This window comes from Streptomyces sp. NH27, assembly GCF_056859195.1.
Map to the genome: position 1 here is coordinate 1 of NZ_JACEGK010000205.1, position 12,831 is coordinate 12,831.

Consider the following 12,831-nt stretch of genomic DNA (forward strand, 5'->3'; position numbering starts at 1 on the left):
TCATTTCAGCGATCCGGCGGCGAGCCCGGTGCGCCAGAACCGCTGGAGCAGGATGAAGACGATGATCACGGGCACGATCGACACCAGCGCGCCGGTGATGACCGACTCCTGGAGCAGGGGCGCCCGGGCGGTCTGCCCGTTCCACTCGTACAGGCCGAGCGTGACCGGGAAGAGCGACTCCTTCTGGAGCATCACCATCGGCAGGAAGAAGTTGTTCCAGATGGCGACGAACTGGAAGAGGAAGATCGTCACCAGCGAGGGCGCCATCAGCCGGGAGGCCACCGAGAAGAAGGTGCGGAACTCGCCCGCGCCGTCCAGCCGGGCCGACTCCAGCAGTTCCTCCGGCACCGCCGCGGAGGCGAAGATCCGGGCCAGGTAGACGCCGAAGGGGCTGACGATGCTCGGCAGGAACACCGCCCAGTAGGTGTTGACCAGCCCGGTCGAGGAGAACAGCAGGAACAGCGGCAGGGCGAGCGCGGTGGTGGGCACCAGGACCCCGCCGAGCACGACGGAGAAGAGGAACTCCCGGCCGCGGAACTGGAACTTCGCGAGCGCGTAGCCGCACAGCGCGGAGATCAGGGTGCCCACGCCCGCGCCGAGCACGGCGTAGATCACGCTGTTGAGCGCCCACTGCAGGAAGACACCGTCGCTGCGGGTGAACAGCGTGTGCAGGTTGCTGAAGAGGTTGAAGTGCGAGAACGCCAGGCCGTTGGTGGAGGCGAGGTCGCCCTGGGGCTTGGTGGCGGCGACGATCAGGAAGTAGATCGGCAGCAGGAAGTAGATCGTCAGCATGAGCATCAGCGCCATGACCACGGTGCGGCTGACGAGGCTCTCCCGGGAGACGGACCGGCGGCCCTGGTGGAGGTTGCTCACAGTCCTGCCTTCTTCGAGGTCAGTCGCATGAACCCGAAGCTCAAGACGAAGGTGATGACGGCGATGACCACGGAGATCGCCGCTGCCTGCTGGTAGTTGTTCCCGGAGGCCACCGCGTAGGCGAGCATGTTCGGGGTGAACGTGCTGGAGATGTTCGAGGAGATCTGCCGCAGCACGGCCGGCTCGGCGTAGAGCTGGAGCGTGCCGATGATCGAGAACACCGTGGTCAGCACGATCGAGGGCGCGATGATCGGGACCTTGATGCGCCAGGCGATGGTCCAGTTGTTCGCGCCGTCGAGTTTCGCGGCCTCGTACGTCTCCTGCGGGATGGCCTGGAGCGCCGAGAACATGATCAGCATGTTGTAGCCGGTCCACAGCCAGGTGGAGACGTTCGCCGCGGACCACAGCACCGCGCTCGGCCCGAGGAAGTCCGGGTGCAACCCGAGGTGGCCGAGCAGGTCGACCACCGGGCTGAGCTGCGGCGAGTACAGGTAGGACCACATGATCGCGGCGATGACGCCGGGCACGGCGTAGGGCATGAACGCCGAGATCCGGAAGAACGCCTTGACCTTCAGCAGCGGGGTGTCCAGCAGCAGCGCCATGACCAGCGCGATGAACAGCATGACCGGCACCTGCACGATGCCGAAGAGCCCGATGCGCCCGATGCTGGACCAGAACTCGGTGTTGTGCAGCACCTGCGCGTACTGGTGGAAGCCGCCGAAGGTCGTGTACGACGTGCCGTACTGGCCGCCGGTCCGGCGCACCACCCGGAAGCTCTGCCACAGGGCGTAGCCCACCGGCACCAGGTAGAAGAGCACGAACGGGAGGAAGAACGGCGTCAGGAACGCGGCGATGGTGCCCGCCCGCGGGCCGCCGCCGGGGCGACGGCGGCGGCGGGGGGCCTCTGGCGCCGCGACCGCGCGCGGTGCGCGGGTTTCGGTGTCAGCCATGCTGGGTCACTTACCCGACTCGGCCGGGATCGCCAGGTCCTTCATCGACGTCAGGGCCTTGGCCTGGGCGGTGGTCAGCGCACCGCTGAGGGTGCCCTTGCCGGCCGCGGCCTTGGCCATCGCGTCCTGCAGGCTCAGGTTCACGGTCTTCTGCGTCGGGCCCCACGTGAAGTCGGTGTCGATGTTCTTGGACGATTCGGCGAAGACGTCGAAGATCTTCTCGTTGTTGTAGTACGGCACGCCCTCGGACAGGGACGGCATCTTCAGGCCGGCGGTGGCCGCCGGGTAGAGGCCGCCGAGCTTGTTCTCCAGCGCCAGCGCCTGCGGGTCGGTGTTGAGCCAGGTGTTGAACTTCACCGACTCGTACAGGTGCGTGGTGCCCTTCATGAACGCGACGGTGGAGCCGCCCCAGTCGCCGGACGAGGCGTTCGCGCCCCACTTCGGCATCGGGACGATCGACCACTTGCCGGCCTGCTTGGGCAGGTTGTCGCGGAACATGCTGTAGCCCCAGGCGGCGCCGACGTAGCTGGCGATCTGGTCCTTCTGGTAGGCCGCGTACATCTGGGTCGAGCCGTTGGCGAGGTCGGTGCGGACCTCCTTGGCGTCGATCAGCTTCTGCCAGTAGTCGGCGACCTGCTTGCTCTGCGCGGACTCGACGCTGACCTGCCACTTGTTGTCGCTGTAGGAGTACATCTTGGCGCTGTTCTGCCACAGCAGGCCGTTGAACCACTCGGCGTTGTTCGGGTCGAAGAACGTCATGCTGAGGTTCTTGTCGGCGGCGTGCAGCTTCTGCGCGTCGGCGGCGTACTCGTCCCAGGTGGTGGGGACGGGCAGGTGGTACTTGGTGAACAGGTCGCTGCGCACGTACAGCGCCATCGGGCCGGTGTCCTGCGGGAGGGCGAAGACGCCGGTGTTCCCGAAGCTGGTCTGCGACCAGGTCCACGGCACGAACTTCGACTTGTCGGCGGCGGCGGTGGCGCACTTGGAGGCGTCGACGAAGGCGTTCTGGGTGCGCAGGTTCGGCAACTCGTCATAGCCGACCTGAGCGAGGTCGGGTGCGTTGCCCGCCTTCAGGGAGTTGCTGATCGTGCCGTACTGGTCGTTGGAGATGTCCTTCGTCTGGACCTGGATGTCCGGGTTCTGCTTGTTCCACAGAGCGACGACCTTGTCCATGCCAGGAACGGTGTTCCAGTACTGGAGGGTGACCTTGCCCTTCGCGGGCGCGCAGGCAGCGGCGGCCGACGAGCCGCCCGAATGGCCGGACGACGAGCAGCCGGCGAGCGCGGCGATGCTTGCGACCGCGGTGACGGCGGCGGCAAGACGGACGCGCGAGGCGGTGTTTCTCATGGTTTCCTTCCAGGGTGTCCAGCTCCAGTGCTGGACAGGTCGACGTTGACACCTCAAGGCAGGCTGCCTTCTGGTTGGAATGCTCGGGTCGGCGGGGCCGGGGCGGCGGCTTCGCCGATCGCTCGGACGGGCCGTTCCGTGAACGTTCCCGGGAACGTTCACGGGACTGGTCAATTTCCGGCAGTCTGCGCTGCGTTCATGTCGAATGTCAAGACATACGGGTCAATCCCCAGTCACTCAGGTTACGCGGAGCCGCTCAGCCGCAACTCGGCCCGGACCACCAGGTCCTCGGGCGGCAGCGGATCGGCGCCGGTCAGCCGCCGTCTGACCTGCTCGACGGCGAGCGCCCCCAGCCGGCGCGTGTCGAGCGCCACGCTGGACAGCGGGGGCTCCATCAGCGCGCCGAACTGCAGCCCGTCGAAGCCGATCACCGCCAGCTCGCCGGGTACGTCGCGGCCGAGCCGGCGCGCCTCGCGCAGCGCCCCGACGGCGACGATGTCGTTGAACGTGAAGACCGCGGTGACCTCCGGATCGGCGGAGAGCAGTGCCCGCAGGCCCGCCCCGCCACCGTCGGCCGACTGGGCGGCGCCTGCCACCCGGCCCGGGTCGATGCCGTGTGCCAGCGCGGCGGTGGTGAACCAGGCACGGCGCAGACTCGGTTCGGCGCGGCCGATGTGGTCGAGCATGCCGATCCGGGTGTGGCCCTGTGCGACCAGGTACGCGATCGCGGCGTGCACGCCCTCCTCGCCGTCGATCCGGATGGAGCTGAACCGCTCCGTCGGGCGGTCGCGGTCGATGAGCACCGTGGGGATACCGCGGGTGTACCGGTCGAGCTCGTCCTCGGTGCAGCTGAAGTAGCCGACGACCCCGTCCACCTGCGAGCCGATCACCTGGAGGGTGCCGATCTCCTCCTCGCGGCGGTCCGCGGTGTCGTATACGATCACGTGCCAGCCGCAGGCCCGCGCGGCCTCCAGCGCGGACGCGGCGACCTCGGTGAAGAACGGGTTACGCAGGTCCGGGATGACCAGCCCGATCGTGGTGGTGTCCTGCCGCACCAGGCCCCGGGCGAACCGGCTCGGCCGGTAGCCGAGCTCGCGGGCGGCGTCGAGCACCCGCTGCTTGGTGGAGCGCTCGATCTCGTCCTTGCCGTTCAACGCCCGCGACACAGTCTGCCGGGAGACCCCGGCCGACCGGGCCACGTCGTGGATCGTGACCCTCCGCGCCGGCTCCTGCCCCGACGACGACACCATCGCGCACCTCCGCTGCTCGCGGGCCGACACGCCCGCAAAGCCCGAGTATGCCCCACGCGCGGACCGGCCCCGCGTTCGGCGGGCAGCGGCTCCCCCGCCGCGCCCCGCGCGCGGGTCGGCCTGCCGGCCGGCGGCCATGCCGCTCGGCGACGAAGAACGCGTCGCCGCCGACGACGGCCAGGACGCCCTCGATCAACTGCTCGACCGCCTCACTGATGTGCCGGCTCCGTCAGGCCCGACTCCGCGAGAACTCGACTTCCCACCGTCGGCGGCACTGCTGCCGATCGTCGAGGTCAGCCAGGGGTTCGGCCGAGATGCGGCCGGAAGGGATCGCGGCTGCCGGTCCGGGAGGAATGACGGTCCTTGGCGTCGAACGCCGCCAGGGAGCGCGCCCCCGGCAGAAGCGCCCGTTCCAGAGGGCGTAGGAGGGCGTCTTCCAAGCCACCCAGCGCTTCGGCAAGCTCTTCCGAGACATCCCGGGTGATCTCCTCCGCCACGATATCCACCGGAGTGCGGGGGCCCAGCTTGCTGACCACTGCGGCCGCACGAGCGGGGGTGAGAAGTTCCGAGGCCCGGGCCAGGAGCCAGGCGGGGACTCCGGCCGCTCCCTGCGGTGGTGGCAGATAGGGACGTGCGCCGTCGAACCGCTCGTCCTCCGCGAAGGATTTCTGTTTCACCTTGACCACCGGACGCATGCCGGTGCCGGCGGAATCCACCTCCCGCCATTCGCCGGCGGGTCTGAGGACGTAGCCTTCGGCGACATTGTCCGCCAGTTCGGGCAGTTCGAAGAGGGCTGGGACTCTTGTGGGAAAGGCGCACGGCAACTCCTGGAGCTTGTTCAGCGCGCCGTGCCCGAGAGCGGGAGGACAGATGAGCCCTGCGGCGGCCGCGGCTCCGCGCAGAGCACGGTCGGAGATCCAGCAGCGTCCCTCGGCCGTCTCGACCGATGCGTCGAACGGCAGCCAGCGCAGGCCCGGCGAGTACCACACGCCCGTCTGTACCGGCTCGGCCCCGGCAATGACGGGAACATCCGGGTGCGGGTAGCTTCCACCGGCCAACTCACCGTAGATCGTCACTACTTCGGCGTCACCCCACGCACTGCGCAGTGCGGAGGCGAAGCGGGCCGCCGCCACCGACAGCACCGGCCAGATTCTGCTCACGCCGAAGAAGCCGTCCAGCGCCTCGTCACCCAGCAACTCACGCCGCTTCGCCGGATGAACCCCCGCGCCGTCACACACCACGGCAAAGTGCGCTCCGTGCACCTTTTCCACGGCAACCCACTCCCGGACCCCGGACACGCCGAGCCCGCCCCTCGCAGAGATCTTGGGGTACGGCCGCAGTGCCGAACCCGCAGACGCAGACGCAGAGTCGAACATGAGGAGGATCATCGCTCTCCGGCGAGGCCGGGACAACCAAAATTCATCGTGTCGGGAGGCGCAGGGCGGGCGCCAGGGAGAGGGTGACGGCGACGGACGCGGCGGCCATCAGCGACATCGCGGCGGCCGGCGACCAGCACTGGGCGACGGCGCCAGCGAGGGCGGCGCCGATCCCCTGCATGCTGAGCATCCCGGCGGAGTGCAACCCCAGCGCGTGGCCGCTCAGTTCCTCGGGCGTGAGCTCCATCAGGCGTTCCTGGAGCAGCAGTCCGGCGGAGTAGCCGACGGAGGCGAGGACGACGGCGGTGAGCGCGAGCGGAAGCACGGGGTGCACGGCGAAGACGAGGTAGGGCGCCGCGAGCAGCAGCCGCAGCGGTGAACCGAGCCGGGCCCGGACCCGGCGGGGGACGAAGCGGCCGGTGAGGGTGTCCCCGGCCAGCATCCCCAGGGCCGCGCAGGCGAAGAGCAGTCCGGCGTGGCCGGGCGCATAGGGGACGTACAGGGACTCGCAGCCGACGATCAGTCCGTTGGGCACCCACAGCGCGAGGTAGACCGCGCGGCGGGGACGGGCGGACAGCAGCAGGGCGTTGGTGCGCATGGTGCGGCCGAGGGAGGCGCGGTCGGAGGCGCGCGGCGGGCGGGGACCGAGACCGCAGCGGGCGACGACGGAGGCGGCCAGGTAAAGGGCGGCGGACAGCAGGAGGGCGCCGCGCGCCGAGAGGGTGGCGATCAGGGCGCCGCCGACGGCGAACCCGCCGATCTGCATGGCGCCGACGGACATGTTGAGCACGGAGCGGCCCAGCAGGTAACCCTCGCGGGGCAGGATCTCGTTGAGCAGCCCGTAGCGGACTCCGCCGCCGAGCGAGCCGACCAGCCCTTCGGCGAGCAGGATCGCGAAGGCCGCCCATACCGGCAGGCCGGGCACCGCCTGGGCTGCGGTGGCGACCGCGAAGACCAGGGCGAGCCCGGCCAGCGCGGTACGCGGCGGCAGCCGGTCGGCCGCCGACAGCAGCGTGGTGGCGCCGGCCACCTGGGCCAGGCAGGGACCGAACATCGCGAGCGCGGCCAGCAGCGGGCTGCCGGTACTGCGGTAGATCAGGACGCTCAGCGCCAGCCCGCTGACCGTCTGGGCGGCGATCTGCACCGAGCAGGTCGCGAAGAGCGGACCGAACTCCGGAGTGGCGAAGAGCTGTCGATAGGTGCGCATGTCCTGGAGCGTCGGGGAGGGGGCGTGCACGGAGTTAATGTTTCGCACGGAGGAGAAACCATGGGCTGGTGGGAAGTGAGCGCGGACACCCTCGCGGGCAGCCGCTTCGTGGTGTCGCCGCTCGCCGAGACCACTGCCTGCCTGCTCTCGCTGGCCGCCGCGAGCGCCGGGCACCCGGCCGAGCGGGGCTGGCTCGACGCCCAACTTCCCTCCTACCGGGCGCGGTTGGCCGACGACCCAGTCACGTCGCTGCTGGTGCGCACCATGCTCGGCGACCACTGGATCGCCGACTACCTGGCACCTCCCCCGGGCGGCGGGACCGGCACCGACGCGGACGCGGACCACGGCGAGGGCAGCGGCGACGCTCTCCTCCGGCGCGAGCTGGCTCGGGTGCGCGAGGCGCCGGCCGCGACCGTGCGCGCGGACCTCGCGGTGTCGGCGGCCGGTCCGCTGCCGGGCCCGCTGGCCGGCCGCACCGACCTGGCCGAGCGCACCGCCGACCTGCTGGAGTGGGTCTGGCGGCAGACGGTACGGCCGGACTGGCCGCGCAGGCGCCGGGTGATCGAGGCCGACATGGTCGCCCGCACCCGGCAGTTGAGCCGCGGCGGCTGGGCCGCGGCCGTGTCCGACATGCGCCCCGGAATGCACTGGCTCGGCGGGACCCGGTTGCAGATCAACGCGTATGACCGGCCGCCGCGCGAACTGTCCGGCGCGCGGCTGACGTTCGTGCCGGTTACCCCGGCCCGGGGCTGGGTCTGCTGGCAACAGCCGGAGCAGGATAGGGGGTTGGAGCGGGTGGTGGACCCGGCAACGGCATCGGGCTCGCCCGCTCCCACGAGGCCGGGGCCGAAGCCGGGGCCCGACCCGGACCCGAAGCCACAGCCACCACCGGACCCGGCCCCGGAGCCTCCGCCGTATCCGGCCGCTCCCCCGCCCCCGCCGGACACCGCGTACGGTCACTACGCCGTCGTCTACGCCTGCTCCGGCGCCCTGCTCGACCCGGCCGCGCGCCCCGCGCCCGAAGCGCTCGCCGCGCTGCTCGGGCCGGTGCGGGCGACCGTACTGACCCTCCTGGACGACCCGAAGAGCACCACCCAACTCGTCGCGCTCACCGGTCAGGGCCTCGGTTCGGTGGGCCGCCACCTGAAGATCCTGCTCGCCGCACGACTGGTCGAGCGGCGCCGCGCCGGGCGTTCGGTGCTGTACTACCGCACCCCGGCGGGCGAGACGCTGGTACGCGCGCAGCGCAGGTGACGGTCGGTCGAGCGTGTGAGCCCACCTCCCTCAAGAGTGTGATTCAGGCCACAGCCCTTGACGATCAGCGAAACACCCGCGCAACATGACGGAAACCACTTCCTCGGAAGCAGCTTGCCAGGAGCGAACTGTAAACGTTTACAGTCCGGTTGCGGTTCAGCTTCGGCTTCAGCGAAAGGACGATCCATGACGACTTCGGCCGGACCGCCGACCGTCGAGACCATCGCCGCCAAGGCGGGGGTCTCGATCGCGTCGGTGTCGAGGGTGCTGAACGGGCACGGCGCCCGCCCCAACACGGTCCGGCGGGTCGAACAGGCCGCCGCGGAACTGGGCTACGTGCCCAACGGCGTGGCCAGGTCGCTGAAGGGCGGCCGCACCCGGCAACTCACCTTCGCGATGCCCGACGTCGGCAACCCGGTGTACGTCTCGATGGTCCGCCAGATACAGGCGACCGCGAAGCCGCTGGGCTACCGGCTGCTGCTGCACTCCACCGACGCCGTGGCCGAGGACGAGCTGGACGTGGTGCGCAGCCTGGCCGACCGCACCAGCGACGGCCTGATCCTGGTTCCGATCCGGGTCACCGACGAGCATCTGAAGGTGCTGGGCGGGGCGGCGCGGCCGGTGGTCGTGATCGGGTCGCTGCCCGACCAGGCGCCGGTGGACAGCGTGCGGGCCGACTCGGTGTCCGGCGCCGTGCTCGCGATGCGCCACCTGCTGGCGAGCGGACGTCGGCGGACCGCGTTCATCAACGGCCCCGCGGACACCGTGCCCGGCCGCAACCGCAGCCTCGGCTACCGCACCGCGCTGGAGGAGGCCGGGCTGGACCACGACCCGGCGCTCACCGTCACCACCGAGTTCGGTATCGCGGCCGGTGCGGCGGCGATGCACCGGCTGCTGGACGCCGATCCCGCTATCGACAGCGTCTTCTGCGCCAACGACCAGCTCGCGCTGGGCGCGGTGCACGCCGCCCTCGACCGGGGCCTGCGGATACCCGAGCAACTGGCCGTGGCCGGTATGGACAACAGCGAACTGGCCCGCGCCGGCCACCCCGCGCTGACCAGCGTGGACCTCGGCTCGGCCGAACGTGGCCGGATAGCCGCCGAGATGCTGCTGGCCCGGCTGGACGGCGGGGATCACGAGGTGCGGTGCGAGACCGTCGCGCCCCGGCTGGTCGTACGCGGCTCCACCGCGCACGTCCGGCCCGGACGCGACGACGGTTCCGACCCCGATTCCGACGTCGGCACGGACCGGGACCAGGACCGGGACCCGGGCACGAGCCCGGCCGCGAGCCCTGGCACGGCCACGAACCCGGGCACGGGCATCGCGTCCGCCGGCACCCCGGTGAGCGCGTCGTGAGCGCCGGAGCGGCCCTGCGGCCGCGGCGCGGCGCCGGACGGGGGGCCGGCACTCCCCCGCCGCGTTCCACCGCCGCGCGACGCCGGATGCTCGGCCTGGACAAGGACGCCTGGTTCCTGCTGCTGCCCGTGCTGATCCCGGTGCTGGTGCTGAGCGTGGGCCCGCTGTTGTACGGGATCTCGCTCGCCTTCACCGACGCCCAGTCCGGCGTCACCAACTCCACGTCCTTCACCGACATCGCCAACTTCAAGGACCTGCGGCTCGATTCGCTCTTCTGGCAGTCGTTCCGGATCGGCCTGCTGTGGGCGGTGTGCGTCACCGTGCTGCAGTTCCTGATGTCGCTGGGCCTGGCGCTGCTGCTCAACCAGAACCTGCGGCTGCGCTGGCTGGCCCGCACCCTGGCGCTGGTGCCGTGGGCGATGCCGGAGGTCGTGGTCGGCATCATGTGGCGGCTGGTCTACAACCCGGACGCCGGCATCCTCAACAACACGCTGCACCACCTGCATCTGACCGACGGCACCACGGACTGGCTGTCCAGCCTGTCGCTGGCGCTGCCCGCGGTGATCGTGGTGGGCGTGTGGGCGGGCATGCCGCAGACCACCGTGGTGCTGCTGGCCGGCCTGCAGAACGTACCGCTGGAGCTGCACGAGGCCGCGAGCCTGGACGGCGCCGGGCTGTGGCGCCGGTTCACCACGGTGACCTGGCCGACCCTCAAGCCGGTGGTGCTCTCCATCACCGCGCTGAACTTCATCTGGAACTTCAACTCCTTCGGTCTGGTCTACGTGCTGACCAGCGGCGGGCCCGGTGGCAAGACCGAGCTGCCGATGCTCTTCGCCTACGACGAGGCGTTCCGCTACGGCCAGTTCGGCTACGCGGCCGCCATGGGCCTGGTGATGGTCGCGGTGATCGCCGTACTGCTGGCCGTGTTCCTGCGCAACCGCCTGAAGGAGGACGAGTCATGAGCGCGACCGACGCGGCCGGCGCGGCCGCCGTACCCGCTCCCCCCGCAACCCCCGCGCCCGCGCCCGGTGCTTCCACGGGTGCCGGGCGGCGCAGGGCCCGCCGCCGGGTGGGCCGCGCCGGGCAGTACCTCGCGCTGCTGTGCTACGTGGTGTTCCTCGCCTTCCCGCTGCTGTGGCTGGTCTCGACCGCCTTCAAGTCGCCGCAGGAACTGGGCTCGATCCACCCGACGTGGCTGCCGAAGCACCCCACGCTGGACAACTTCCGGTCCGCCTTCGACGAGCAGCCGCTGCTGCACTCCGCGCTCAACAGCCTGATGGTGGCCGGGATCTCCGCGATCGTGTCGGTGACCATCGCGGTGCCCGCGGCCTATGTGATGGTGCGGTTCCGCTCGATGGTCAGCCGGGCCGGCACCGGCTGGATCCTGGTCAGCCAGATGTTCCCGCTGGTGCTGATCATCATCCCGCTGTTCATGGTGCTGAAGAACCTGCACCTGGTCGACTCCCGGCTCGGCCTCGGCCTGGTCTACGTGGTGTGGACGCTGCCGTTCGCGCTGTGGATGCTCCAGGGCTATATCAAGGCGGTGCCGGTCTCGCTGGAGGAGGCCGCCGCGATCGACGGGTGCAGCCGGGCCCGTGCGCTGCGCAGCGTGGTGCTGCCGCTGCTGGCCCCGGGCCTGGTGGCCACGCTGATGTTCTCCTTCGTCACCGCGTGGAACGAGTTCTTCTTTGGCCTGGTCCTGCTCAAGTCCCCGGAGAAGCAGACGATGTCCGTGATCCTGACCCACTTCCTGGGCGCCGAGGGCGCCGCGGACCTCGGCCCGCTCGCCGCCGCGTCGGTGCTTGCCACGCTGCCCAGCCTGCTGTTCTTCGCGCTGCTGCAAAAGCGCCTGGTCGGCGGCATGATGACCGGGGCGGTGAAGGGCTGATGCGCCGCCGTACCTTCCTGACCGGCGCCGCCGCGACCGCCGCGGTGGCGGGCTCCGGATCGCTGCTGACGGCCTGCGGCTCCTCCGGCGGCTCGGGCGTGCCGCGGCTGGACTTCCTGTCGCTGGCCTGGCAGACGGATTCGGTCAAGGCGAACAAGGCACTGGTCGCGCAGTGGAACGAGCAGCACCCCGAGGTGCAGGTCCGCTATGTGCAGGGCAGTTGGGACGACGTCCACGACCAGTTGCTGACCTCCTTCGAGGGGGGCGCGGCGCCGGACATCATCCACGACGAGGGCATCGACCTGACCGACTTCGGCTCCGGCGGCTACCTCGCCGACCTGACCGGCCTGCTGCCCGCGGGCCTGAAGAGCCGTATCCCGCAGGGCACTTGGGACACCGCGCGGTTCAACGGCGCGGTGTACGGGGTGCCGTTCCTACAGGAGCCGCGGGTACTCATCGCCAACCGCACCCTGCTGGTGAAGGCGGGCGTCCGGCTGCCGGACGTCGCGCACCCGTGGACCTGGCAGGAGTTCGAGGACATCTGCCGGGAGCTGTCCCACCACGGCGGCGGCTCGGCCGAGCGGTACGGCACGGCCTGGCCGATGAGTTCGCCGGTGAGCGTGACGCTCAACCTGGCGCTGACCAACGGCGGTCGGGTCCTCTACAAGGACCAGGGCAGCGGCCGTACCGAGGTGCGGTTCGGCAGCGCCGACTCGGCCTTCGCCGAGCTGGTCCGCCGGCAGGTGAAGACCGACAGGTCCGCGCCCTCCAGCGCGCTGGCGCTCGGCGGCGGCGACGTACTGCCCGGGTTCTTCGCCGGACGGTACGCCATGCTGCCGCTGAACTTCTCCTACCGGCAGCAGATCCAGCAGCAGGCGCCCAAGCACTTCGACTGGGTCGTCCTGCCGCTGCCGGTCGGCGGCAAGGCGCCCGACGGAGGGCGCTCCCAGGGCGTCAGCCCGCAGACCCTGTCGGTGGCGAAGTCCTGCAAGCACCAGCAGGCGGCCGTGGAGTTCATCGACTTCATGACGCAGACCCCGCACCTGCTGCGGCTCGCGCAGGGCGACTGGATGCCGCCGACCGGCTCCGCGGCGCTGCGTGACCCGTCGCTGACCACCGCGAAGCTCGGGTGGAACACCGGAATGGCGATGGCCGAGCACCTGACCGCGTCGCCGGCGCTCGGCATGCGCGGCTACCCCGAGTGGTCCGACAAGATCGCCGTGCCGGCGCTCCAGCAGTACTACGCCGGCGCGATCAGCCTGGACTCGCTGCGCGGAAAGCTCGTCCGCGACGGCAACCGCGTCTTCGAACGGTACCGGGACTGAGGTGG

Annotated in this window: 11 protein-coding genes; 5 read left to right on the forward strand and 6 right to left on the reverse strand. The window is 70.6% G+C overall.

Translation table 11 applies throughout. The features are described from left to right. The 6 genes from AC13HU_RS18160 to AC13HU_RS18185 all read right to left on the reverse strand — a co-directional run bounded on the left by AC13HU_RS18160 (position 1) and on the right by AC13HU_RS18185 (position 7,003). Positions 1–807 (reverse strand): carbohydrate ABC transporter permease, encoded by an 807-nt coding sequence (locus AC13HU_RS18160; RefSeq protein WP_483042943.1) that lies wholly within the window; start codon positions 805–807, stop codon positions 1–3. Between the two features lie 62 nt (positions 808–869). Then, complete coding sequence (locus tag AC13HU_RS18165; RefSeq protein ID WP_483042934.1) at positions 870–1,823, reverse strand: carbohydrate ABC transporter permease; 954 nt, start codon at positions 1,821–1,823, stop codon at positions 870–872. A 6-nt stretch (positions 1,824–1,829) separates the two neighbouring features. Continuing rightward, a complete protein-coding gene (locus tag AC13HU_RS18170) occupies positions 1,830–3,170 on the reverse strand; it encodes an ABC transporter substrate-binding protein (protein WP_483042935.1) in 1,341 nt (446 codons plus the stop codon). A gap of 242 nt (positions 3,171–3,412) precedes the next feature. After that, entirely contained in the window at positions 3,413–4,420 is a 1,008-nt protein-coding gene (locus tag AC13HU_RS18175) for a LacI family DNA-binding transcriptional regulator (protein ID WP_483042936.1), read from the reverse strand. Positions 4,421–4,713: 293 nt separating this feature from the next. Then, positions 4,714–5,808 carry an RNA ligase family protein gene (locus AC13HU_RS18180; RefSeq protein ID WP_483042937.1) on the reverse strand — a complete coding sequence of 365 codons (1,095 nt, stop codon included), beginning with the start codon at positions 5,806–5,808 and terminating at the stop codon, positions 4,714–4,716. Between the two features lie 31 nt (positions 5,809–5,839). After that, on the reverse strand, positions 5,840–7,003 hold the full coding sequence (locus AC13HU_RS18185; protein ID WP_483042938.1) for an MFS transporter: 1,164 nt from the start codon (positions 7,001–7,003) through the stop codon (positions 5,840–5,842). Positions 7,004–7,063: 60 nt separating this feature from the next. On the opposite strand from AC13HU_RS18185, the gene AC13HU_RS18190 reads away from it, so the two are divergent. The 5 genes from AC13HU_RS18190 (at position 7,064) to AC13HU_RS18210 (ending at position 12,826) form a co-directional block, all read left to right on the forward strand. Continuing rightward, on the forward strand, positions 7,064–8,257 hold the full coding sequence (locus AC13HU_RS18190; protein ID WP_483042939.1) for an ArsR/SmtB family transcription factor: 1,194 nt from the start codon (positions 7,064–7,066) through the stop codon (positions 8,255–8,257). Between the two features lie 186 nt (positions 8,258–8,443). Further along, positions 8,444–9,613 carry a LacI family DNA-binding transcriptional regulator gene (locus tag AC13HU_RS18195; protein WP_483042940.1) on the forward strand — a complete coding sequence of 390 codons (1,170 nt, stop codon included), beginning with the start codon at positions 8,444–8,446 and terminating at the stop codon, positions 9,611–9,613. A gap of 86 nt (positions 9,614–9,699) precedes the next feature. Further along, positions 9,700–10,575, forward strand: coding sequence for a carbohydrate ABC transporter permease (locus AC13HU_RS18200; protein ID WP_483042944.1), 876 nt, complete (start codon positions 9,700–9,702; stop codon positions 10,573–10,575). Next, the gene (locus AC13HU_RS18205) at positions 10,572–11,501 is read left to right on the forward strand and encodes a carbohydrate ABC transporter permease (RefSeq protein WP_483042941.1); all 930 of its coding nucleotides are present in this window, start codon (positions 10,572–10,574) and stop codon (positions 11,499–11,501) included. Before AC13HU_RS18200 ends, AC13HU_RS18205 begins: the two co-directional genes overlap by 4 nt. Next, positions 11,501–12,826, forward strand: coding sequence for an ABC transporter substrate-binding protein (locus tag AC13HU_RS18210; protein ID WP_483042942.1), 1,326 nt, complete (start codon positions 11,501–11,503; stop codon positions 12,824–12,826). The genes AC13HU_RS18205 and AC13HU_RS18210 overlap by 1 nt, the downstream gene beginning before the upstream one ends. Positions 12,827–12,831 lie beyond the last annotated feature (5 nt).

Bases quoted from the DNA above. Each gene is read 5' to 3' on its own strand.
- AC13HU_RS18160 (WP_483042943.1), bottom strand. From the start codon at position 807: ATGGCGCTGATGCTCATGCTGACGATCTACTTCCTGCTGCCGATCTAC.
- AC13HU_RS18165 (WP_483042934.1), bottom strand. From the start codon at position 1,823: ATGGCTGACACCGAAACCCGCGCACCGCGCGCGGTCGCGGCGCCAGAG.
- AC13HU_RS18170 (WP_483042935.1), bottom strand. From the start codon at position 3,170: ATGAGAAACACCGCCTCGCGCGTCCGTCTTGCCGCCGCCGTCACCGCG.
- AC13HU_RS18175 (WP_483042936.1), bottom strand. From the start codon at position 4,420: ATGGTGTCGTCGTCGGGGCAGGAGCCGGCGCGGAGGGTCACGATCCAC.
- AC13HU_RS18180 (WP_483042937.1), bottom strand. From the start codon at position 5,808: ATGATCCTCCTCATGTTCGACTCTGCGTCTGCGTCTGCGGGTTCGGCA.
- AC13HU_RS18185 (WP_483042938.1), bottom strand. From the start codon at position 7,003: ATGCGCACCTATCGACAGCTCTTCGCCACTCCGGAGTTCGGTCCGCTC.
- AC13HU_RS18190 (WP_483042939.1), top strand. From the start codon at position 7,064: ATGGGCTGGTGGGAAGTGAGCGCGGACACCCTCGCGGGCAGCCGCTTC.
- AC13HU_RS18195 (WP_483042940.1), top strand. From the start codon at position 8,444: ATGACGACTTCGGCCGGACCGCCGACCGTCGAGACCATCGCCGCCAAG.
- AC13HU_RS18200 (WP_483042944.1), top strand. From the start codon at position 9,700: ATGCTCGGCCTGGACAAGGACGCCTGGTTCCTGCTGCTGCCCGTGCTG.
- AC13HU_RS18205 (WP_483042941.1), top strand. From the start codon at position 10,572: ATGAGCGCGACCGACGCGGCCGGCGCGGCCGCCGTACCCGCTCCCCCC.
- AC13HU_RS18210 (WP_483042942.1), top strand. From the start codon at position 11,501: ATGCGCCGCCGTACCTTCCTGACCGGCGCCGCCGCGACCGCCGCGGTG.